This is a genomic window from Streptosporangium sp. H13245 (assembly GCF_055690525.1).
The window spans coordinates 1-20,619 of the sequence record NZ_JBSZKT010000015.1 but is presented as its reverse complement, the minus strand read 5'-3'; the positions used below and the strand labels follow the sequence as shown (position 1 = coordinate 20,619).

General features: G+C 70.6%; 16 protein-coding genes. 14 read left to right on the top strand and 2 right to left on the bottom strand.

Features of this window, described 5'->3' with window-relative positions:
- Positions 1–5 precede the first annotated feature (5 nt).
- The 6 genes from sucC (at position 6) to ACW9TB_RS22065 (ending at position 7,266) form a co-directional block, all read left to right on the top strand.
- Complete coding sequence (sucC, locus tag ACW9TB_RS22090; protein ID WP_472749936.1) at positions 6–1,169, top strand: ADP-forming succinate--CoA ligase subunit beta; 1,164 nt, start codon at positions 6–8, stop codon at positions 1,167–1,169.
- Between the two features lie 79 nt (positions 1,170–1,248).
- Positions 1,249–2,190: a succinate--CoA ligase subunit alpha gene (sucD, locus tag ACW9TB_RS22085; protein ID WP_472749935.1), complete on the top strand. Its 942-nt coding sequence runs from the start codon at positions 1,249–1,251 to the stop codon at positions 2,188–2,190.
- Complete coding sequence (locus ACW9TB_RS22080; RefSeq protein WP_472749934.1) at positions 2,187–2,972, top strand: hydroxypyruvate isomerase family protein; 786 nt, start codon at positions 2,187–2,189, stop codon at positions 2,970–2,972. Before sucD ends, ACW9TB_RS22080 begins: the two co-directional genes overlap by 4 nt.
- A gap of 141 nt (positions 2,973–3,113) precedes the next feature.
- A complete protein-coding gene (locus ACW9TB_RS22075) occupies positions 3,114–3,983 on the top strand; it encodes a 2-hydroxy-3-oxopropionate reductase (protein WP_472749933.1) in 870 nt (289 codons plus the stop codon).
- Positions 3,980–5,710: a glyoxylate carboligase gene (gcl, locus tag ACW9TB_RS22070; protein WP_472749932.1), complete on the top strand. Its 1,731-nt coding sequence runs from the start codon at positions 3,980–3,982 to the stop codon at positions 5,708–5,710. The genes ACW9TB_RS22075 and gcl overlap by 4 nt, the downstream gene beginning before the upstream one ends.
- Positions 5,711–5,721: 11 nt before the next feature.
- Positions 5,722–7,266 carry an aldehyde dehydrogenase family protein gene (locus ACW9TB_RS22065; protein ID WP_472749931.1) on the top strand — a complete coding sequence of 515 codons (1,545 nt, stop codon included), beginning with the start codon at positions 5,722–5,724 and terminating at the stop codon, positions 7,264–7,266.
- A 15-nt stretch (positions 7,267–7,281) separates the two neighbouring features.
- On the opposite strand, the gene ACW9TB_RS22060 is transcribed toward ACW9TB_RS22065, so the two are convergent.
- On the bottom strand, positions 7,282–7,671 hold the full coding sequence (locus tag ACW9TB_RS22060) for a DUF6703 family protein (RefSeq protein ID WP_472749930.1): 390 nt from the start codon (positions 7,669–7,671) through the stop codon (positions 7,282–7,284).
- A gap of 112 nt (positions 7,672–7,783) precedes the next feature.
- Between ACW9TB_RS22060 and ACW9TB_RS22055 the strand changes: the two genes are divergently transcribed.
- The 6 genes from ACW9TB_RS22055 (at position 7,784) to ACW9TB_RS22030 (ending at position 16,046) form a co-directional block, all read left to right on the top strand.
- Positions 7,784–8,062, top strand: a complete 279-nt coding sequence (locus ACW9TB_RS22055) for an antibiotic biosynthesis monooxygenase family protein (protein ID WP_350977776.1) — start codon at positions 7,784–7,786, stop codon at positions 8,060–8,062.
- A 143-nt stretch (positions 8,063–8,205) separates the two neighbouring features.
- Positions 8,206–9,591 (top strand): glycine--tRNA ligase, encoded by a 1,386-nt coding sequence (locus ACW9TB_RS22050; RefSeq protein ID WP_472749929.1) that lies wholly within the window; start codon positions 8,206–8,208, stop codon positions 9,589–9,591.
- A gap of 185 nt (positions 9,592–9,776) precedes the next feature.
- On the top strand, positions 9,777–10,565 hold the full coding sequence (locus ACW9TB_RS22045; protein ID WP_472749928.1) for an ArsR/SmtB family transcription factor: 789 nt from the start codon (positions 9,777–9,779) through the stop codon (positions 10,563–10,565).
- Between the two features lie 142 nt (positions 10,566–10,707).
- Positions 10,708–11,376: a response regulator transcription factor gene (locus tag ACW9TB_RS22040; protein WP_472749927.1), complete on the top strand. Its 669-nt coding sequence runs from the start codon at positions 10,708–10,710 to the stop codon at positions 11,374–11,376.
- Positions 11,377–11,793: 417 nt separating this feature from the next.
- The gene (ppdK, locus tag ACW9TB_RS22035) at positions 11,794–14,436 is read left to right on the top strand and encodes a pyruvate, phosphate dikinase (protein ID WP_472749926.1); all 2,643 of its coding nucleotides are present in this window, start codon (positions 11,794–11,796) and stop codon (positions 14,434–14,436) included.
- Between the two features lie 377 nt (positions 14,437–14,813).
- Positions 14,814–16,046, top strand: coding sequence for a deoxyguanosinetriphosphate triphosphohydrolase (locus ACW9TB_RS22030; RefSeq protein WP_472749925.1), 1,233 nt, complete (start codon positions 14,814–14,816; stop codon positions 16,044–16,046).
- A 228-nt stretch (positions 16,047–16,274) separates the two neighbouring features.
- Here ACW9TB_RS22030 and ACW9TB_RS22025 read toward each other — a convergent pair whose 3' ends face one another.
- On the bottom strand, positions 16,275–17,132 hold the full coding sequence (locus ACW9TB_RS22025) for a M23 family metallopeptidase (RefSeq protein ID WP_472749924.1): 858 nt from the start codon (positions 17,130–17,132) through the stop codon (positions 16,275–16,277).
- 235 nt (positions 17,133–17,367) lie between these two features.
- Here ACW9TB_RS22025 and dnaG point away from each other — a divergent pair, with 235 nt between their 5' ends.
- On the top strand, positions 17,368–19,218 hold the full coding sequence (dnaG, locus tag ACW9TB_RS22020; protein WP_472749923.1) for a DNA primase: 1,851 nt from the start codon (positions 17,368–17,370) through the stop codon (positions 19,216–19,218).
- A gap of 152 nt (positions 19,219–19,370) precedes the next feature.
- Entirely contained in the window at positions 19,371–20,507 is a 1,137-nt protein-coding gene (gene rpoD, locus ACW9TB_RS22015; RefSeq protein ID WP_472750051.1) for an RNA polymerase sigma factor RpoD, read from the top strand.
- Positions 20,508–20,619 lie beyond the last annotated feature (112 nt).

Genomic DNA, 20,619 nt, shown 5'->3' with positions numbered 1-20,619 from the left:
GTCGCGTGGACCTGTTCGAATACGAGGCGAAGAAGCTCTTCGCGCGGCACGGGGTCCCCGTCCCCACCGGGGAGGTCGTGGCCACCCCCGAGGGAGCCCGCGCGATCGCGGCCGGTCTCGGGGTCCCGGTCGTCATCAAGGCTCAGGTGAAGACCGGCGGCAGAGGAAAGGCCGGGGGCGTGCGGCCCGCCCCGGGGCCCGCCTCCGCCGAGCGGGAGGCGCGGCACATTCTCGGCATGGACATCAAGGGCCACATCGCCGAGACCGTGCTCGTGGAGACGGCCACGGTCCCGGTCGAGGAGTATTACGTGGCCTACCTCGTCGACCGGGCCAACCGGTGCTTCCTCGCCATGGCGTCCGTCCACGGCGGCATGGACATCGAGGAGGTGGCCGCGACCAGGCCCGACGCGCTGGTCAAGATGCCGATCGACCCCCTGACCGGGATCGACGAGGGCGCCGCCCGCGAGCTGGTGACCCGCGCCGGTTTTCCCACCGACCTGCAGAGCGCGGTGGCCGAGGTGCTGGTCCGCCTCTGGCGGGTCATGGTGGAGGAGGACGCCCTGCTGGTCGAGGTCAACCCCCTGGTCTGGACGGCGGGGAGCGCGATCCTCGCCCTCGACGGCAAGGTCAGCCTCGACGAGGGCGCGGCCTTCCGCCACGACCACGCGGCCCTGGCCGCCGGTCCCGGCGACGGCGGCCTTGAGTCACGGGCCAGGGCCAAGGGCCTCAACTACGTCAAGCTCGACGGCCGCGTGGGGGTCGTCGGCAACGGCGCGGGGCTGGTGATGAGCACCCTCGACGTCGTCGCCCAGGCAGGGGAGCGCTTCGGCGGGGTCCGCCCGGCCAACTTCCTCGACATCGGCGGCGGAGCGTCCGCGCAGGTCATGGCCGACAGCCTGGAGATCATCCTCTCCGACCCCGACGTCAGGTCGGTCCTCGTCAACGTCTTCGGCGGCATCACCGCCTGCGACGCGGTGGCCGACGGCATCGTCTCCGCGCTCGGGCAGCTCGGCGACCGGGGCCTGAGCCGCCCCATCGTCGTGAGACTCGACGGCAACAACGCCGAGGAGGGCCGCCGGATCCTCACCGAGGCCGGGCACCCCGCGGTCCGCCAGGTCACGACCATGGACGGCGCCGCCGAAGAGGCGGCCAGGCTCGCCGCGGCATGAGCGGGCCGACCATCGGACCCGGCGAGCCCGCCGGTCCCGCCCACCGAGGGCACGCGAGCACCGAGAGGGAGTGGCAAGCATGGCGATCTTCTTGACAGGCGACAGCAAGGTGGTCGTGCAGGGTATGACCGGCGCGGAGGGCAGACGGCACACCGCCAGGATGCTCGCGGCGGGCACCGACGTGGTCGCCGGTGTCACGCCGGGCAAGGGCGGCGGCACGGTCGACTTCGCCGAGCGGGACGTCCCGGTGTTCGGCACGGTCGCCGAGGCGATCACCGCGACGGGAGCGGACGTCTCGGTGGTCTTCGTGCCGCCGAGGTTCGCCAAGGCCGCGGTCATCGAGGCCGTCGACGCGGGGATCGGCCTCTGCGTGGTGATCACCGAGGGCATCCCCGTCCACGACACGCTGGCCTTCTGGGGCCACGCCCAGGCCGCGGGCGGCAGGACCCGCATCATCGGGCCCAACTGCCCGGGGCTGATCAGCCCCGGTGCCTCGAACGCGGGGATCATCCCGGCCGACATCACCAGCGCGGGCCGCATCGGCCTGGTCTCGAAGTCGGGCACGCTGACCTACCAGCTCATGTACGAGCTGCGTGACATCGGGTTCTCCACCGCGGTCGGCATCGGCGGCGACCCGGTGATCGGTACCACGCACATCGACGCGCTGCGGGCCTTCCAGGACGACCCGGGCACCGACGCGATCGTGATGATCGGTGAGATCGGCGGCGACGCCGAGGAGCGCGCGGCCGCCTACATCGAGCAGCACGTGACCAAGCCGGTCGTCGCCTACGTGGCGGGCTTCACCGCCCCCGAGGGCAAGACCATGGGTCACGCGGGCGCGATCGTGTCCGGCTCGGCCGGTACCGCCCAGGCCAAGAAGGACGCCCTGGAGAAGGTCGGCGTCCGCGTCGGCAAGACCCCGAGCGAGACCGCCCGCCTGATGCGGTCGGCGCTGGCCGCGCTGGGCACGCTGGACGGGCCGCCCGCGAAGGTCTCCCTGGGAGCGGGGGAGGCGCCGTGAAGTTCGACGTCAACCTCTCCATCCTCTTCACCGAGCTGCCGCTGCTCGAACGCCCCGCGGCGGCGGCCAAGGCGGGCTTCGACGCGGTCGAGCTCTGGTGGCCCTTCGCCGTCCCCTGCCCGGCCGACCGCGAGGTCGACGCCCTGCGCAGGGCGATCGAGGAGGCCGGGGTGCGCCTGGTCGGCCTCAACTTCGACGCCGGGGACATGGCGGCGGGGGAGCGGGGCCTGCTGTCGCGGCCCGACGGCTCGGCCAGGTTCCAGGCCAACGTCGACGTCGCGGCGGGCCTGGCCGGATCGCTCGGCTGCCGGGTGCTCAACGCCCTCTACGGCAACCGGGTGGCCGGGCTGTCCTCTCAGGCCCAGCGCGACCTGGCGCTGACCAACCTCTCCCTGGCGGCGAAGGCGGCGGCGGGGGTCGGCGCCACGGTCGTGGTCGAGGCGCTCAACTCCTACGAGAGCCCCGACTACCCGATCACCTCCTCGGGCGCGGCCTTCGAGGTGATCGACCAGGTGGGCGCGGGCAACGTCGCCTTCCTCGCCGACCTCTACCACCTGCACCGCATGGGGGAGGACGTGCTCACCCTCATCGGCACGAGCGTCCGGCGGTTCGGCCACGTCCAGATCGCCGACGATCCCGGCCGGGGTCAGCCGGGCTCAGGCTCCATGCCGTACGACCAGATCTTCGAGCGCCTGGAGACCTCGGGCTACCGAGGTCACGTCGGGCTCGAATACCGCCCCGTCGGCCCCAGCGCCGAGAGCTTCGGCTGGAGGAACGCGTGACCTCTCCCACGGGCTCCACGGGGCACGCCACCGGACCGCGCGCGGTGACCGCCGCGCTTCCCGCCCCCGGGCCGAAGCCCAGGGTCTCCACCTTGGAGGTATTCGATGAACGCTGAGCGAGGGAGGAGCGGTGAGCCGCTCATGAACATCGGATTCATCGGCCTGGGGATCATGGGCAGCCCGATGGCGGCCAACCTGGTCAGGGCCGGTCACACCGTCGTCGGCTACGACATGAGCGCCGAGCGGATGGACGCCCTCGCCGTGGCCGGTGGCAAGTCCGCGGGCAGCGTGGCGGAGGCCATCGCGCAGGCGGAGGTCGTGATCACCATGCTGCCCGACTCGCCCCAGGTGGAGGAGGTGGCCTTCGGCGACGACGGGCTGCTCCAGCGGGGTAAGGAGGGGCTGGTCCACATCGACATGAGCACCGTGCGGCCCGAGACCTCCCGCAGGGTCGCGCAGGCCGCGGCCGTCAAGGGCATCAGGGCGCTGGACGCGCCGGTGAGCGGCGGGGAGCGCGGCGCGGTCGACGGCACCCTCTCGATCATGGTCGGCGGGGACGCCGTCGACTTCGCGGCCGTACGCCCGCTCCTGGCGGTCGTCGGCACCACGATCGTGCACGTGGGTCCCGCCGGGGCGGGGCAGACCGTGAAGGCCGCCAACCAGCTCGTCGTCGGGGGCATCTACGGCCTGGTCGCCGAGGCGATCGTGCTGCTCGAAGCCTCGGGGGTCGACCCCGGCAGCGGGCTCGACGTCCTGGCCGGAGGGCTGGCGGGCTCCCGCATCCTCGACCTCAAGCGGCACTCCATGATCAGGCGCGAGTTCGCGCCGGGGTTCCGGATCGACCTGCACCACAAGGACATGGGCATCGCCATCGCCGCGGCGCGGGAGGCGGGCGTCTCACTCCCGCTCACCGGGCTGGTCGCCCAGCTCGTCGCCGCGGCCCGTGCCCAGGGGCACGGCTCCCTCGACCACTCCGCCCTGCTCAAGGTGATCGAAAGGATCAACCAGTGAAGCGGATCCCCTGCATGGAGGCCGTGGTGGCCGTCCTGGAGTCCGAAGGCGTCGACACCGTCTTCGGCATCCCGGGCGCGGCGATCCTCCCGCTCTACGCGGCGCTCCAGCACAGCGACATACGCAACATCACCGTCCGTCACGAGGAGGGAGGCACGCACGCCGCCGACGGCTGGGCCCGCGTCACGGGCAACGTCGGCGTCTGCATCGGCACCTCGGGCCCGGCGGGCACCAACATGATCACCGGCCTCTACACCGCCCTCGCCGACTCCATCCCGATGATCTGCATCACCGGGCAGGCGGCGCGCGACAAGCTCCACCAGGAGGCGTTCCAGGCGGTCGACATCGTGGAGATCGCCAAGCCCGTCACCAAATGGGCGGTCCAGCTCAAGGAGCCCGCCCAGGCCCCGTGGGTGTTCAGGGAGGCGTTCAGGATCGCCAGGTCAGGCCGTCCGGGACCCGTCCTGATCGACCTGCCGATCGACGTGCAGCGCGGCACCTGCCTGTACGACAGGGAGATCGACACCCCGCTCCCCGTGGAGGTCCCGCAGCCCAGGCCCCCGGCGATCCGGGCGGCGATCGACATGCTCATGGGCGCCCAGCGGCCCCTCATCCTGGCCGGTGGAGGGGTCGTCATCGCCGACGCCACCGCGGAGCTGCGCGCGCTCGCCGAGCACCTGCAGGTCCCCGTCCAGGTGACGCTGATGGGCAAGGGCGCCTTCCCCGAGGACCACCCCCTGTTCGCCGGCATGGCGGGCATCCAGACCCAGACGCGCTGGGGCAACGCGGCGCTGCTGGAGAGCGACCTGGTGCTGGCGGTGGGCGCCAGGTTCGGCGACCGGCACACCGGCGACCTCGACACCTACCGCCGGGGACGCAAGTTCATCCACGTCGACATCGAGCCCACCCAGATCGGCAAGGTCTTCGAGCCCGACCTGGGCGTGGTCGGCCACGCCCGGCCCACGCTGGCGGCGATGACGGGGGAGGCGAGCAGCCGCACCAAGGCACGCCGTCCAGGACGGTGGCCCGCGCGGGTCGCCGAGCTGCGCGGCACGCTGCTGCGGCGCGATGACTTCGACGACGTGCCGATCAAGCCGCCGAGGGTCTTCCGGGAGCTGAACGACTTCTACGGGCCCGACACGACGTTCGTCACCGCGATCGGCCTCTACCAGATCTGGTCGGGGCAGTTCCAGAGGACCTACCTCCCGCGCCGCTACCTCGTCTGCGGGCAGGCCGGGCCACTGGGCTGGGAGGTGCCCGCCGCCATGGGCGTCAAGTGCGCCTACCCGGAGCGGCAGGTGGTGGCCGTGGCGGGCGACTACTCCTTCCAGTTCCTGATGGAGGAGATCGCCGTCGCCGCCCAGTACCGCATCCCGTTCGTCATCGTGATGATCAACAACGAGTATCTCGGGCTGATCCGCCAGGCCGAGATCCCCTACGACATGAACTACGCCGTCGACCTCCACTACGGCGAGGGCGGTGTCGACCACGTGAAGCTCATGGAGGCGTTCGGCTGCCCGGCCCGGCGCGTCGAGCTGCCCGGCGAGATCGGCGACGCGCTGGCCTGGGCGAGCGCCGAGTCCGACCGCCAGCAGCTCCCGGTGCTGGTCGAGGTCATGGTCGAGAGAGAGGCCAACGCGGCCATGGGCCCCTCACTCGACGCGATCAAGGAGTTCGAGCCGCTGCCCGAGCAGGAGCTCGCCCTGGCCATCGACTGGTCCGACTGAGGAGACAGCCCATGTCACCCATACTCAAGCCGGGGTCGGCCTGGTCCGACGCCTACGACCGGTGCGTGTCGGCGGCGCCCCAGGCCTTCCACGACGACCGGGTGCTCAACCACTGGGGCGGCTTCTGGCAGCGCGACGGCCGCCCCGAGCCCGCCGCCTCACCGGTCGACGGCACCGCCATCGCCGGTCCGCCCCGCCTCGACAGGGCCACCGCCCTGCGCGCGGTACGGGCGGGGCTCGACGAGCACCGCCTCTGGCGCCACGTGCCGCTCGCCGAGCGCAAGGCGCGCGTCACGGCGGCGCTGGACGCGATGACCGCCCACCGCGACCTGCTCACCCTGCTGCTGGTCTGGGAGATCGGCAAGCCGTGGAAGCTCGCCGCCGCCGACGTCGACCGGTGCATCGAGGGGGTGCGCTGGTACGTCGGCGAGATCGACCGGATGGTCGGCGGACGCGTGCCCCTGAGCGGCCCGGTCAGCAACATCGCCAGCTGGAACTACCCGATGAGCGTGCTGATGCACGCCATGCTCGTCCAGGCCCTCGCGGGCAACGCGGTCATCGCCAAGGCGCCCACCGACGGCGGGCTCGCCTGCCTCACCCTCGCGACCGCGCTCGCCGCCCAGGAGGGACTGCCGTTCACCCTCGTGAGCGGCGGCGGTGCGGAGCTCTCCCCGGCGCTGGTGCGCGGCAAGGAGCTGGGCTGCGTCTCCTTCGTCGGCGGGCGCGACGCGGGCGGGCAGGTGGCCACCTCTCTCGCCGACCTCGGCCACCGGCACGTCCTGGAACAGGAGGGGCTCAACTGCTGGGGGGTGTGGGAGTACGGCAACTGGGAGCTGCTGACCGGGCAGATCCGCAAGAGCTTCGACTACGCCAAGCAGCGTTGCACGGCCTACCCGCGCTTCGTGGTGCAGCGCTCGCTGTTCCACGAGTTCCTGGCCGCGTACCTCCCGGCGGTCCGGTCGGTGCGCTTCGGCCACCCGCTCGCCGTGGAGGGGCCCGACGACCCGCCGCCCGACCTCGACTTCGGCCCGCTGATCACCAACGCCAAGGTCAAGGAGCTCGCCGACCAGGTGGACGAGGCGGTGGCCAAGGGCGGGGTCCCCCTGTATCGAGGCTCCCTCGACGACGGGGTGTTCCTTCCCGGCCAGGACACCTCGGCCTACCTGGCGCCCGTCGCCATCCTCGCCCCGCCGCGCTCGTCCCCGCTCTTCCACGCCGAGCCCTTCGGGCCGGTCGACACGATCGTGCTGGTCGACACCGAGGCCGAGCTGCTGGCCGCGATGAACGCCAGCAACGGCGCGCTGGTCGCCACGATCTCCTGCGACGACGAGGAGACCGTCAGGCGGCTGGCCCCGGAGGTGCGGGCGTTCAAGGTGGGGGTGAACGCCCCCCGCTCGCGCGGTGACCGGGAGGAGCTGTTCGGCGGCCTCGGCGCCTCCTGGCGGGGTGCCTTCGTCGGCGGCGAGCTGCTCGTCCGGGCCGTCACCCAGGGGTCCGGCACCGAGCGCCTGCCGGGCAACTTCCCCGGCTACACCCTCCTGCCCACGTCCCGCTGAGGACCTGAGGGAAAGTCAGAAGGCGCCGAAGCGGTCGGCGGCGAGCAGGATCAGGAAGGTGAGCAGCGCGACGCGCAGGAGACGCCCCCCGGCCCCCAGGGACGGCCACGACATGTAGGCGAGCCAGCCGACGAACCCGATCACCGGAAGCACGGCGACGCCGCCCCAGAAGGACGGCACCGCGAAACCGGCGAGAAGAAGGGCCACCAGCACCACCGGGGCGATCCACCGGGGAAGCTGGAACAGGAAGACGAGCGGGGCCGCGCTGCGCCGCTCGACCTTCCGCCGCAGCCCGGTCGCCCCCGGCGTGAAGAACTGCTCACCCGGGGGCAGCGGGCGCTTGCCCTGCCGGGGGCGGGGCTGTGCCAGCGGGTGTGCGGGGCGTTCCTCGCGCTTGTCGGCCACGAGTCGAGCCTAACGCCACCGCGCCCGCCGCGACATGGCCGGAGCCCGGGACCGGGAGTGCCGGGGGCACGGTGTCGCGGGAGCCGGGGCCCGGCTCTGGCATGCTGGGCGGATGCTCGCTCTCATCCGCTACTCGGTGCCACCCGGCCAGGCCGAGGAGTTCACGCTCCGGGCCCACGAGATCGTCGACACCCTGGCCGGGCAACCGGGCTACGTACGCGGCCGGGTGTCGAGGTCGGTGGACGAGCCGGAGCTGTGGGCGCTGGTCAGCGAGTGGGAGGGCGCGGGGTTCTACCGCAGGGCACTGGGCGCGGCGCGGATGGCGATGTATCCGCTGATGACACTCATGATCAACGAGCCGAGCGCGTTCGAGGACGTCGAGCGCCCCTGACCGTCGGCCCGGCGCCCCGGTGAAGCTTTGCCGGGGCGGAGCGGGCGACGTGGTTTATCCGCACGTCCCGGGGGCCCGTCTCCCCTAAGCTGGGGACTCAATCAATTCCTCGCCGACCTCCAGCCGGATGGAGATTCTCCCTTATGGCACGCCGTACGGACATCATGGACACCATCGTCAGCCTCGCCAAGCGGCGCGGTCTTGTGTATCCCTCCAGCGAGATCTACGGCGGCCTGCGCGCGTCGTGGGACTACGGTCCGCTGGGCGTGGAGCTCAAGAACAACGTGAAGCGGCAGTGGTGGAAGACCGTGGTGCAGGGGCGTGACGACGTGGTCGGCCTCGACTCCTCGGTGATCCTCGCCCGCGAGGTGTGGCAGGCCAGCGGCCACGTGGAGACCTTCACGGACCCGTTGACCGAGTGCCAGTCGTGCCACAAGCGCTACCGGGCCGACCACCTCGAAGAGGCGTACGCCGAGAAGCACGGGAAGCAGCCCGTCAACGGCCTGGCCGACATCACCTGCCCCAACTGCGGCAACAAGGGCGCCTTCACCTCGCCGAAGCAGTTCAGCGGCCTGCTGAAGACCTACCTCGGCGCGGTCGAGGACGAGTCGGGTCTCGCCTACCTGCGTCCCGAGACCGCCCAGGGCATCTTCATCAACTACCTCAACGTGCAGCAGTCGGCGCGCAGGAAGATCCCGTTCGGCATCGGCCAGATCGGCAAGTCGTTCCGCAACGAGATCACTCCGGGCAACTTCATCTTCCGCACCCGCGAGTTCGAGCAGATGGAGATGGAGTTCTTCGTCAAGCCGGGCAGCGACGAGGAGTGGCACCAGTACTGGATCGACGAGCGCTTCCGCTGGTACACCGACCTGGGCATCAACAAGGACAACCTGCGCATCTACGAGCACCCGAAGGACAAGCTCTCCCACTACTCCAAGCGGACCGTCGACATCGAGTACCGCTTCAACTTCACCGGCACCGAGTGGGGCGAGCTCGAGGGCGTCGCCAACCGCACCGACTTCGACCTGACCGCGCACGGCAAGGCCTCCGGCGTCGACCTGAGCTTCTTCGAGCAGGACACCGGCGAGCGCTACGTCCCGTACGTCATCGAGCCGGCCGCCGGTGTCGACCGGGCCACGCTCACCTTCCTGATCGACGCCTACACCGAGGACGAGGCGCCCAACGCCAAGGGTGTCATGGAGAAGCGCACGGTCATGCGCCTCGACCACCGGCTCGCGCCGGTCAAGGTCGCGGTGCTTCCGCTGTCGCGCAACGCCGACCTGTCGCCCAAGGCCAAGGACCTCGCGGCCCAGCTCCGCCGCCGCTGGAACGTGGAGTTCGACGACGCGGGGGCGATCGGCCGCCGCTACCGCCGCCAGGACGAGATCGGCACGCCGTTCTGCATCACCGTCGACTTCGACACCCTCGACGACCAGGCGGTGACCATCCGCGAGCGCGACTCGATGGCCCAGGAGCGGGTCGCCCTCGACCAGGTCGACTCCTACCTCCGCCAGCACCTCAACGACTGAGGCATACCCCGCCCGAACGGCCACGGCCGGCGACCCCCATCTCCGGGGGCGCCGGCCGTCGTCGTTGATGTTCGAACGCGTGCGCGTCGGTTCCCACGCCTTGACAGGCAGCTGAAAGGCTGCCTAAATTAAAGGCAGCCAAAAGGCTGCATATTAACCGGCGGAACCCGGATACGAGGGCGGGCATGGACGAGGTGTTCAAGGCGCTGGCCGACCCGAGCCGGCGCGCGCTGCTCGACTCGCTCAACGCCCGCAACGGGCAGACGCTGCGCGAGCTGTGCGCCGGACTCGACATGGCCAGGCAGTCCGTCAGCAAGCACCTCGCGGTGCTGGAGGAGGCCGGGCTCGTCGCCACCGTGCGGCGGGGCCGGGAGAAGCTGCACTACCTCAACGCCGCGCCCGTGCACGAGATCGCCCACCGGTGGATCAGCCGCTACGACCGAGCCAGGGTCCAAGCCCTGGCGGACCTGAAACTCGCCTTGGAGACTCCGATGGACGCGCCGACCTTCGTCTACACCACCTACATCCGCACCACCCCGCAGAAGCTCTGGCAGGCGCTGACCGAGCCCGCCTTCACCCGCCGCTACTGGGCCACGGAGTTCACCACGGACTGGTCCGCCGGCTCGCCGATGACCTGGGACAACCACGGCGTGCTGATCAGCGACCCGGAGCAGGTCGTGCTGGAGGCCGAACCCTACAGCAGGCTCTCCTACACCTGGCACGCCATCACCCCGGAGCTCGCCAAGCGCTTCGGCTGGGACGAGGAGCTGTTCGCCCGGCTGTCCGGCGAGGCCCGCTCGAAGGTCACCTTCACGATCGAGGAGGTCGCGCGGGTCGTGAAGCTCACCGTCGTGCACGACGGCTTCGAGCCCGGATCGAGCGCGGCCGAGATGGTGAGCCACGGCTGGCCGAGCGTGGTGGCGAGCCTGAAGTCGCTGCTGGAGACCGGCGAACCGCTGCCGAACGACGTGTGACCTCCCCGGCCGGGACTCGCCGACGCCGCGAGGTGCCGCCACCTGCCGCCCCGTACGGATTCGTGCGGGAGTGACAGGGAACCGGGGCGCGGCATGGCGGTGGCGTCCGTGTTTCCGGCCGCGCACGACCTAGGTTCGTACCATGCGACTGCTCGTTGTCGAAGATGAGGAAGATCTGGTCGACGCCCTGCGCGTGGGGCTCGTCCGGGCCGGGTACGCGGTCGACGTCGCCTCCGACGTGGCCCAGGCGCGCGAGAAGCTCCAGGTCAACTCGTACGACCTGGTCCTTCTCGACCTCACCCCGCCCGGAGGGGACGGCTTCGAGGTGTGCCGGGCGCTGCGCGGCACCGACCGGGGCCGGGCCGTACGGATCATCATGGTGACCGCACGGGACCGGCTGGGCGACCGGGCCGGGGGGCTGGACGAGGGCGCCGACGACTACCTGGTGAAACCGTTCGCCTTCCCCGAGCTCCTGGCCCGCGTCCGCGCGCTGCTGAGCAGGGAGCCGGGTGGCACGGCGATCCTGCGGGTGGGGTCGCTGCGGCTGGACACCTCCCGGGTGGAGGCGCACTCGGACGGGCGCGAGCTGGGACTCACCCCCAAGGAGTTCGGTGTCCTGCACTACCTGATGACCCGCCCCGGGCACGTCGTCTCCGCCGAGGAGCTTCTGGAACACGTCTGGGACGAGCACACCGACCCGTTCACCAACACCGTGCGGGTGACGGTGGGAAACCTGCGGCGCAAGCTCGGCGCCGACACCGTGATCGAGACCGTGGTCAGCAAGGGCTACCGGCTGCGAGAGGACGCGTAGGGGTCTCCTCCGCCCAGACGATCCGTCCGGACGATCCGCTTCCGGTCCGCCGTACGTCGTCATGGCCAGGAGCGCGGAGGAGTGGCCCCGCGCCGTCCGGAAAGGGCCCCGCGGACGGGGAGGTTCCCGGCCCCGAACTCCCTCGCCGAAGCGGGCCCGGCGGGCCGCTGAACCGGCAGTGAACGGGTTTGAATGCGGGGAAAATTGGTTTATACCAATTGGTGTAAACCAATTCCCGTAGTGATCTATATCCTCGCGTATTTGGGCTGGATTTGAATTGGATTAGACCGGTTTACATGCTCTGACCTGCAACAATGCTGTGTCACCTGATGGGTGCCGTTTCGTTGCCTTGTTCGTCGGTAGAGTCCGGAGAGAGGCGGGACCAGACGTCGTTTTGAAGTCGCAGAAGGAGCAACCGTGCCGAAGTACGTTTACGACTTCACCGAGGGCAACAAAGATCTCAGGGAGTTGCTCGGCGGTAAGGGGGCGAACCTCGCCGAGATGACCAACCTCGGGCTGCCGGTGCCCCCCGGCTTCACCATCACCACCGAGGCGTGCCGGAGCTTCCTCGCCGACGGGACCCTTCCCGAGGGGATGCAGGAGGAGGTCGCCGAGCACCTGGCCGCGCTGGAGGGCGCGATGGGCCGCAGGCTGGGGCAGGCCGACGACCCGCTCCTGGTGAGCGTGCGCTCCGGGGCCGCGTTCTCCATGCCCGGCATGATGGAGACCGTTCTCAACATCGGGCTCAACGACGACTCGGTCCACGGGCTGGCCAAGCAGGCGGGCGGCAACGAGCGCTTCGCCTGGGACTCCTACCGGCGCCTCATCCAGATGTTCGGCAAGACCGTCCAGGACATCGACGGCGAGCTCTTCGACGAGGCCCTGGAGGAGCTCAAGGACGGCCGCGACGACCTGGAGCTGGAGGCGGCCGACTTCAAACGCCTCGTCGCGACGTACAAGGAGATCGTGCACGCCAAGACCGGCGAGGACTTCCCCGCCGACCCCCACCAGCAGATGCGCATGGCGGTGGAGGCGGTGTTCGCGTCGTGGAACGCCCCGCGCGCGGTCCTGTACCGCCGCCAGGAGCGCATCCCGGCCGACCTGGGCACCGCGGTCAGCGTCTGCTCGATGGTCTTCGGCAACTGCGGCATGGACTCCGGCACCGGGGTGGCCTTCACCCGCGACCCCGGCAGCGGCCAGCAGGGCGTGTACGGCGACTACCTGCAGAACGCCCAGGGCGAGGACGTGGTCGCGGGCATCCGCAACACCATGCGGCTGCAGGAGCTGGAGGGCATCGACAAGCCCGTCTACGACGAGCTCATGCGGACGATGAAGACGCTGGAGGACCACTACCGCGACCTGTGCGACATCGAGTTCACCGTCGAACGCGGCAAGCTGTGGATGCTCCAGACCCGCGTGGGCAAGCGGACCCCGGGCGCCGCGTTCCGCATCGCCGTGCAGCTCGTCGACCAGGGCGTGATCGACCTGGACGAGGCCGTGACCCGGGTGACCGGCGACCAGCTCGCCCAGCTCATGTTCCCCCGCTTCGCCGACGACTCCGGCAGCAAGGTGATCGCCAAGGGGATGAACGCCTCGCCGGGCGCGGCCGTCGGCAAGGCCGTCTTCTCCACGGCCAGGGCCGTCGAGCTCGCCGAGAGCGGAGAGGCCGTCATCCTGGTCCGCCGCGAGACCAACCCCGACGACCTGGCCGGGATGATCGCCGCCCAGGGCGTGCTGACGAGCCGCGGCGGCAAGACCTCGCACGCCGCCGTGGTCGCCAGGGGCATGGGCAAGACCTGTGTCTGCGGCGCCGAGGAGCTGGAGGTCTCCGCCAGGGACCGCGCGTTCACCACGGCCTCCGGCCTCGTGGTCTCCGAGGGCGAGGTCATCTCCATCGACGGCACCAGCGGGGCCGTCTACCTCGGTGAGGTGCCCGTGGTCCCCTCCCCGGTCGTGGAGTACTTCGAGGGCGCGGGCGACCGCGACGACGAGCTCGTCCGCGCCGTGCACCGGATCATGTCCCACGCCGACGAGGTACGCCGGATGGCCGTGCGCGCCAACGCCGACACCGGCGAGGACTCCGCCAGGGCGCGCAGGTTCGGCGCCCAGGGCATCGGGCTGTGCCGTACCGAACACATGTTCCTCGGCGACCGCCGCGCCCTGGTCGAGGACCTGGTGCTGGCCACCTCCGAGGAGGAGCGCGAGCGGGCGCTGGCCGCGCTGGAGCCGCTGCAGCGGGCGGACTTCACGAAGATCTTCCAGGCGATGGAGGGTATGCCCGTCACGATCCGCCTGATCGACCCGCCGCTGCACGAGTTCCTGCCCGACTACACCGAACTGTCGGTACGGGTCGCCCTCGCCGGTGACGCGGTGGAGGAGAAGGACCGCAAGCTCCTGGTCGCGCTCAAGCGGCTGCACGAGGAGAACCCGATGCTGGGCCTGCGCGGCGTGCGGCTCGGCCTGGTCATCCCCGGCGTGTTCGCCATGCAGGTCCGCGCGATCGCGGCGGCGGCCAAGGCCGTGCCCGGCAGCCAGCCGGAGATCATGATCCCGCTCGTGGCCGCCGTACAGGAGCTGGAGCACGTCAAGGACGAGGCGCGGCGGATCCTCCGGGAGACCGGCGTCGACGCGCTGATCGGCACGATGATCGAGGTGCCCCGCGCGGCGCTGACCGCCGGGCAGATCGCCGAGGCCGCCCAGTTCTTCTCCTTCGGCACCAACGACCTCACCCAGATGACCTGGGGCTTCTCCCGGGACGACGTCGAGGCCGCCTTCTTCTCCAAGTATCTGGAGCTGGGCGTGTTCGGTGTCTCCCCGTTCGAGACCCTGGACCGCGACGGCGTCGGCAGGCTCGTCGAGATCGCCGTCGAGCGGGGCCGCGCGACCCGTCCCGACCTGAAGCTGGGCATCTGCGGCGAGCACGGCGGCGACCCGGACTCGATCCACTTCTGCCACCAGGCCGGTCTCGACTACGTGTCCTGCTCGCCGTTCCGCATCCCGGTCGCCCGCCTGGAGGCCGCCCGCGCCACCCTGGTGTGCGGCGGCTCCGACACCCGCTGACCCTCGCTGACTTCGCGGGCGCGTCGTCCTCCGGCACCACCGGAGGGCGACGCCCCGCGGAGCCGGTCCCGCGGCCCGCCCCACCCTCACCGGGGCGACCGCGGGCCCGGTACACGCTCGTGCCCTCGACGGGCCGCGCGGACGGGACCCGACTCGCGTACGCGCCGCGCCCGCGCTTCCGACAGGCCGCGCGGACGGTGTCCGCGGCCCCGCGTGCGTGCCGTGACCGCAGCTCCGCGTGCGTGCCGTGTCCGCGGTCCCGCGTGCGCGCCGTGCTCGCGCGAACGGGTGAGGAACGGCGGCACATGCCCGATAACCAGGTGTTTTCTCGCTGTTCGGCATGGCAGGGTCCTTTCGCGGATAAAATCAGGGCACTTATGCATGGCTATGACGAGCACGATCAGGTCAGGTGGGTGCCGGAACCACCCGGTAACCCGGGCAGAAGCCCGTTCGAGCGCGACCGGGCGCGGGTGCTGCACAGCGCCGGGCTCCGGCGGCTCGCCGCCAAGACCCAGGTCGTCGGCCCGGGAGAGACCTTCGGCAGCGGCCAGCACATCCCCCGCACCCGGCTGACCCACTCCCTGGAGTGCGCGCAGATCGGCCGCGAGATGGGGGAGACCCTCGGCCGCAACCCCGACCTGGTGGAGACCGCCTGCCTGGCCCACGACCTCGGCCACCCGCCGTTCGGCCACAACGGGGAGACGGCGCTCAACGAGCTCGCCGCCGGGTGCGGCGGCTTCGAGGGCAACGCGCAGAGCCTGCGCCTGCTGACCCGGCTGGAGGCCAAGGTCGTCACCGAGGACGGCCGCAGCGCCGGGCTCAACCTCACCCGCGCCTCCCTGGACGCCGCGGTCAAATACCCGTGGACCCGCGAGAGAAGTGCCAAGTACTGCGTCTACGACGACGACAGGCAGGTCTTCGAGTGGATCAGGGAGGGCGCGCCGGAGGGGCAGGTCAGCTTCGAGGCCCAGATCATGGACTGGGCCGACGACGTCGCCTACTCCGTGCACGACCTGGAGGACGCCCTCCACTCCGGCAGCGTGGTGCTGGAGGCGATGCGCGACCCGGCGGAGCGCCGCGAGGTCTGCGAGACCACCCGCGAGTGGTACGCCCCCGACGCCGAGCCCGGCGAGCTGGAGGACCTCTTCTGCCGCCTGATCACCCAGCCGCTCTGGCCCCGCCACTTCGACCGCTCACTCGCCGACCTCGCCGCGATCAAGGGGCTGACCAGCTCGCTCATCGGCCACTTCTGCAAGTCCGCCGAGGTCGCCACCCGCGAGGTGTACGGCCCCGCGGCCGGGCGCTACAGCGCCGACCTGATCGTGCCCAGGGCCACCCGGCTGGAGTGCGCGCTGCTCAAGGGGGTCACGGCCCACTACGTGATGACCAGCGACGCGCACAACGCCAACCAGGTCAAACAGCGCGAGCTGATCCACGACCTGGCCCACCACATCATGCTGGGCGCCCCGGGGACCCTGGAGCCCGCGTTCAGGCCCGCCTTCACCAGGGCCGCCGGTGACGCCGGACGGCTCCGCGTGGTCGTCGACCAGATCGCCTCGCTCACCGACACCTCGGCGGTCGCCTGGCACCGCACCCTGGCGGGCCGCTGACCGAGCCACCTGGTTGTCTCGACTAGGTCACTGACCGGGCCGTGTCACGGGCCCGGTGCCGTTCCCGGCGGGCGCGACGCGGACGAGGGCGCGGACGAGGCGGCGCCGTGTCAGGTGCCGCCTCCGCTGCCGTCTCCAGCCGGTGCCGTTCCACCCACTGCCGTCTCCACCCACTGCCGTCTCCAGCCGGTGCCTTCTCCGGCCGCTGACGTGGACGAGGGCGTCGTGTCACGTTCCCGGGGGCAGGCCGCCGTTCAGCGGGACCTGCACCGGCTCCTGCGGCGGCTCCGGCTTCCTGGTGGGCTTCCTCGTCGGCGTCGGCTGCGGTTTCGACGCGCACAGGGTGAAGCACCGGGGAGCCGCCCCGGTCTGGTTCATCACGGCCTGCATCTCCTGCCTGGGGGAGAGTGTGGGGTTGCCCTTCAGCCAGGCGTCCAGGTAGTTCCAGGGCTTGACCATGCCCCGGCGTACCCACCACATCGAGGGGGAGGTCTTCCAGGAGATCGCGAAGTAGAGGTTGCTCGCGGTCGAGCGGGCGTTGCCCGAGTTGCCGATCTGGCCCAGCACCTGACCGGCGCTCACGCGCAGTCCCGGCCTGATCCCCAGAGTGATCTTGTCCAGGTGGCCGCCGAGGTAGCGGACGCCGTCGTCGCCGATGACCGTGACGAACCGGCCCTCACGGTCGGCGCCGCGGTCGGTGGAGGGCTTCCACCGGTTCTTGGTGTTGACCTCGTCGACCACGCCGTTCACCGGCGAGACGAACGAGCAGCCCTTGCCCGCCCAGATCGTGGTCTTGGGCAGTACCAGGAGCCTGCTCTCGTAGCTGACCGAGCAGCCCTTCACCGGGAAGACGTAGGTGTGCTCGGAGACCTTCGGCGGTGGGATCTGCACCGGGGGGTCGGCCTTGGGGCGGTCGACCGCCGTCCGGGGGGCGGGGGTCGGGGTCGCCTCCGGCATGGTCGCGGTCACCGACGAGGCCGGAGACCCGGCCGCGGACTCCGCTCCGGGGGTCGGGGCCGCCGTGCCGATGCCCGCCACCCCGCCCGGCGACGCGCAGGCTCCGGTGACGAGTACCGTGCCGGTCACGGCGGCCAATCGTGCTATGTGCCCCGATCGCATGATTTCCACCCGCGTACATTATCGAGAATCCGCCTTTACCTTTGTAACCGACGTCCTGGTTGGTCACGACCACTTCGGGAAAGTCATCGTTCCTCCTGTCCCTCCCGTCCCGGTGGTAGCACCCGGGCCTGCCGGAAGATCGGGACGGGGGCGGTCGGACTCGTCGCCCCGACCTGTCGGAGGGCCGGACTAGACTCGCGGCGTGGCAGGCCGGATCAGTGATGAGGACATCGCGCTCGTACGGGAGCGCTCACCGATAGCCGACATCGTGGGCGAGCACATCCAGCTCCGCAACGCCGGCGGCGGCAACATGAAGGGGCTCTGCCCCTTCCACGAGGAGAAGAGCCCGTCCTTCAACGTGACCCCCACCCGGGGGTACTGGTACTGCTTCGGCTGCGCCGAGGGCGGTGACGTCATCACCTTCGTCCGGCGCCTGGAGCATCTGTCGTTCGGCGAGGCGGTCGAGCGGCTGGCCAACCGGGCGGGCATCCAGCTCCGCTACGAGCAGGGCGGTTACGTTCCCGGCCGCGAGCAGGGCGAGCGCATCCGCCTGATCGAGGCGCACCGGGCGGCGGCGGAGTTCTACGTCTCGAAGCTGTCCGCCCCCGACGCCGCGATCGGGCGCAGGTTCCTGTCGGAGCGCGGGTTCGAGCGGGTCGACGCCGAGCGCTTCGGAGTGGGGTACGCCCCCGCCGAGTGGGAGGCCCTCTCGCGCCACCTGATGGCCCGGGGCTTCACCACCGCGGAGCTGATCAAGGGCGGGCTGGCCAAGGAGGGGCGGCGCGGCCCGATCGACCGCTTCAGGGGACGGCTGGTCTGGCCCATCCGCGACATAACCGGCGACGTCATCGGTTTCGGCGCACGGAAATTGAACGACGCCGAGGACGGGCCGAAATACCTGAACACCCCGGAAAGCCCCCTCTACAAGAAAAGCGAGGTCCTCTACGGCGTCGACCTGGCCAAGCGCGAGATCTCCAAGCGCTCCCAGGCCGTGATCGTCGAGGGGTACACCGACGTGATGGCCTGTCACCTGTCGGGCGTGCCGACGGCGGTGGCCACCTGCGGCACCGCGTTCGGCGAGGAGCACATCAGGGTGCTCCGGCGGCTGCTGCTCGACCAGTCGGGGTCGCGCGGCGAGGTGATCTTCACCTTCGACGGCGACGCGGCGGGCCAGAAGGCGGCGCTGCGCGCGTTCGCCGACGAGCAGAAGTTCGTCACCCAGACCTTCGTCGCGGTGCAGGCCGACGGCCTCGACCCGTGCGACCTGCGCATCAAGAACGGCGAGGCGGCCGTGCGCGACCTGATCGCCGGGCGGGAGCCGCTGTTCGCGTTCGCCATCCGCAGCGTGATCTCCCGTTACGACGCGAGCACGAACGAGGGACGCCTCTCCGCCCTCGACGCCGCCGCCCCGATCGTGGCCGGAATCAAGGACACCTCCCTGCGCCGCCTGTACGCCGTCGACCTCGACCGGTGGCTGGGCTTCAACAACGAGCAGTTCGTCCTCGACCGGATCACCGAGGTCTCCGCGGCGGCCCAGCCGCGCGCCCAGCGTCCCGCGGGGCCCCGCAAGGTCGCCGACCTCACCGACCCCGGCGTCCGGACCGAGGCGGAGGTGCTGCGGCTCGCCGTGCAGCGTCCCGCGCTGCTCGGCCCGGGCTTCGAGGCGCTGGGGGCGGAGGCGTTCACGCTCGCCGAGCACACGGCCCTCTACCGGCTGATCGTCGACTCCGGCGGCACCGCCACGGCGGGGCAGGGCGGGCGCGAGTGGGTCGACCTGCTGCTCCGCGGGGCCGAGGACTCCCTGCGCGGGGTCGTCACCCGGTTCGCCGTCGAGGAGCTCCGGGCCGACCTGGCGAGCGAGGAGCGCTACGCCTCGGCGATGCTGGCGGCCCTGGAGCTCGTCTCGGTGGCGCGGGCCATCGAACGGCTCAAGTCGAGGATGGAGCGGACGAACCCGGTCGACGAGCAGCAGGAGTACAACCGGCTGTTCGGGGAGCTGGTCGCGCTGGAACACCAGCGGCGCGTTCTCAGGGATCGCGCGGCCGGGAGCTGACGGCGTAAATGGCATTAATATCCGCGGGCTGATTACACCAAACCCGAATAAGGTCTCGATCCGATAATGATCGGGGCCTTACCTCCGGTGACAAAAATAGGTCTGCCATTTAGGGGACCCAATACAGCAGACTGTCTCCCGTGGGTGCATCGGTGCTGCCAAGTGGGCCGCCATCGGTAGACCAGGTGGCCGACCTCGTTACGAAGGGAAGAGAGCGCGGAAGCGTCACAGTCGATGACGTGGCCGCCGCTCTCGACAAGTCCGAGCTGCCGTCCGACGCGCTCGAACGCGTCGTCCGCATGCTCGCCGAGCACGGAGTGGAGGTCCTTGAGCCGCAGGGCGACGAGGAGCCCGCCCGGCCCGATGAGGAGGATGTCGGGAAGAGGGCCCCGACCAGCGATCTTGTCCGCATATACCTGCGGGAGATCGGTCGCGTGCCCCTGCTCACGGCCGAGGAGGAGGTGGAGCTCGCCAAGTCCATCGAGGCGGGCCTGTTCGCCGAGGACAAACTGGCCAGCGTCGTCTCGCGCATGGTCTTCCCGGAGTTCAAGGAGCTCGCCTGGCAGGGCACACGGGCCAAGCAGCGGCTGATCGAGGCCAATCTGCGGCTGGTCGTGTCAATCGCCAAAAGATATGTGGGACGCGGGATGCTGTTCCTGGATCTCATCCAGGAGGGCAACCTCGGGCTCATCCGGGCGGTCGAGAAATTCGACTACACCAAGGGCTACAAGTTCTCCACATATGCCACCTGGTGGATTCGCCAGGCGATCACCAGGGCCATCGCGGACCAGGCGCGCACCATTCGGATTCCGGTGCACATGGTCGAGACGATCAACAAGCTGGTGCGGGTCCAGCGCCAGCTTCACCAGGACCTCGGCCGCGAGCCCGCGCCCGAGGAGATCGCGATGGAGATGGACCTGCCGATCGACCGGGTGATCGAGATCCAGCGGATCGCCCAGGAGCCGGTCTCACTCCAGTCGCCGATCGGCGAGGAGGACTCCGACCTCGGAGACTTCATCGAGGACGCCGACGCGGTCGTGCCGATGGAGGCGGCGGCCTTCATCATGCTGCAGGACCAGCTCGACGACATCCTCGCCACCCTCTCCGATCGTGAGCAGCGCATCATCCAGCTGCGCTTCGGGCTCGCGGACGGGCATCCCCGGACCCTGGAGGAGGTCGGCAGGGAGTTCGGCGTGACGCGCGAGCGCATCCGGCAGATCGAGTCAAAGACCCTCGCCAAGCTCCGGCACCCGACGAGGGCGCAGATGCTTCGCGACTACCTCGACTGAGGAGCCACACGGCGCGGGCCCCGGGAACTTGGCTGTGCAGCGACATCAAAATGCTTGTCGCCTCTCGGGTATCGCCCAGCCGAACATGGGCTCTGGCGGCGTCCAGCCGGGC

What these genes read in the sequence shown, in the direction of transcription:
- ACW9TB_RS22065 (WP_472749931.1), top strand. Translation starts at nt 5,722, where the DNA reads ATGTCACCCATACTCAAGCCGGGGTCGGCCTGGTCCGACGCCTACGAC.
- ACW9TB_RS22050 (WP_472749929.1), top strand. Translation starts at nt 8,206, where the DNA reads ATGGCACGCCGTACGGACATCATGGACACCATCGTCAGCCTCGCCAAG.
- ACW9TB_RS22055 (WP_350977776.1), top strand. Translation starts at nt 7,784, where the DNA reads ATGCTCGCTCTCATCCGCTACTCGGTGCCACCCGGCCAGGCCGAGGAG.
- ACW9TB_RS22045 (WP_472749928.1), top strand. Translation starts at nt 9,777, where the DNA reads ATGGACGAGGTGTTCAAGGCGCTGGCCGACCCGAGCCGGCGCGCGCTG.
- sucD (WP_472749935.1), top strand. Translation starts at nt 1,249, where the DNA reads ATGGCGATCTTCTTGACAGGCGACAGCAAGGTGGTCGTGCAGGGTATG.
- ACW9TB_RS22075 (WP_472749933.1), top strand. Translation starts at nt 3,114, where the DNA reads ATGAACATCGGATTCATCGGCCTGGGGATCATGGGCAGCCCGATGGCG.
- ACW9TB_RS22030 (WP_472749925.1), top strand. Translation starts at nt 14,814, where the DNA reads ATGCATGGCTATGACGAGCACGATCAGGTCAGGTGGGTGCCGGAACCA.
- ACW9TB_RS22040 (WP_472749927.1), top strand. Translation starts at nt 10,708, where the DNA reads ATGCGACTGCTCGTTGTCGAAGATGAGGAAGATCTGGTCGACGCCCTG.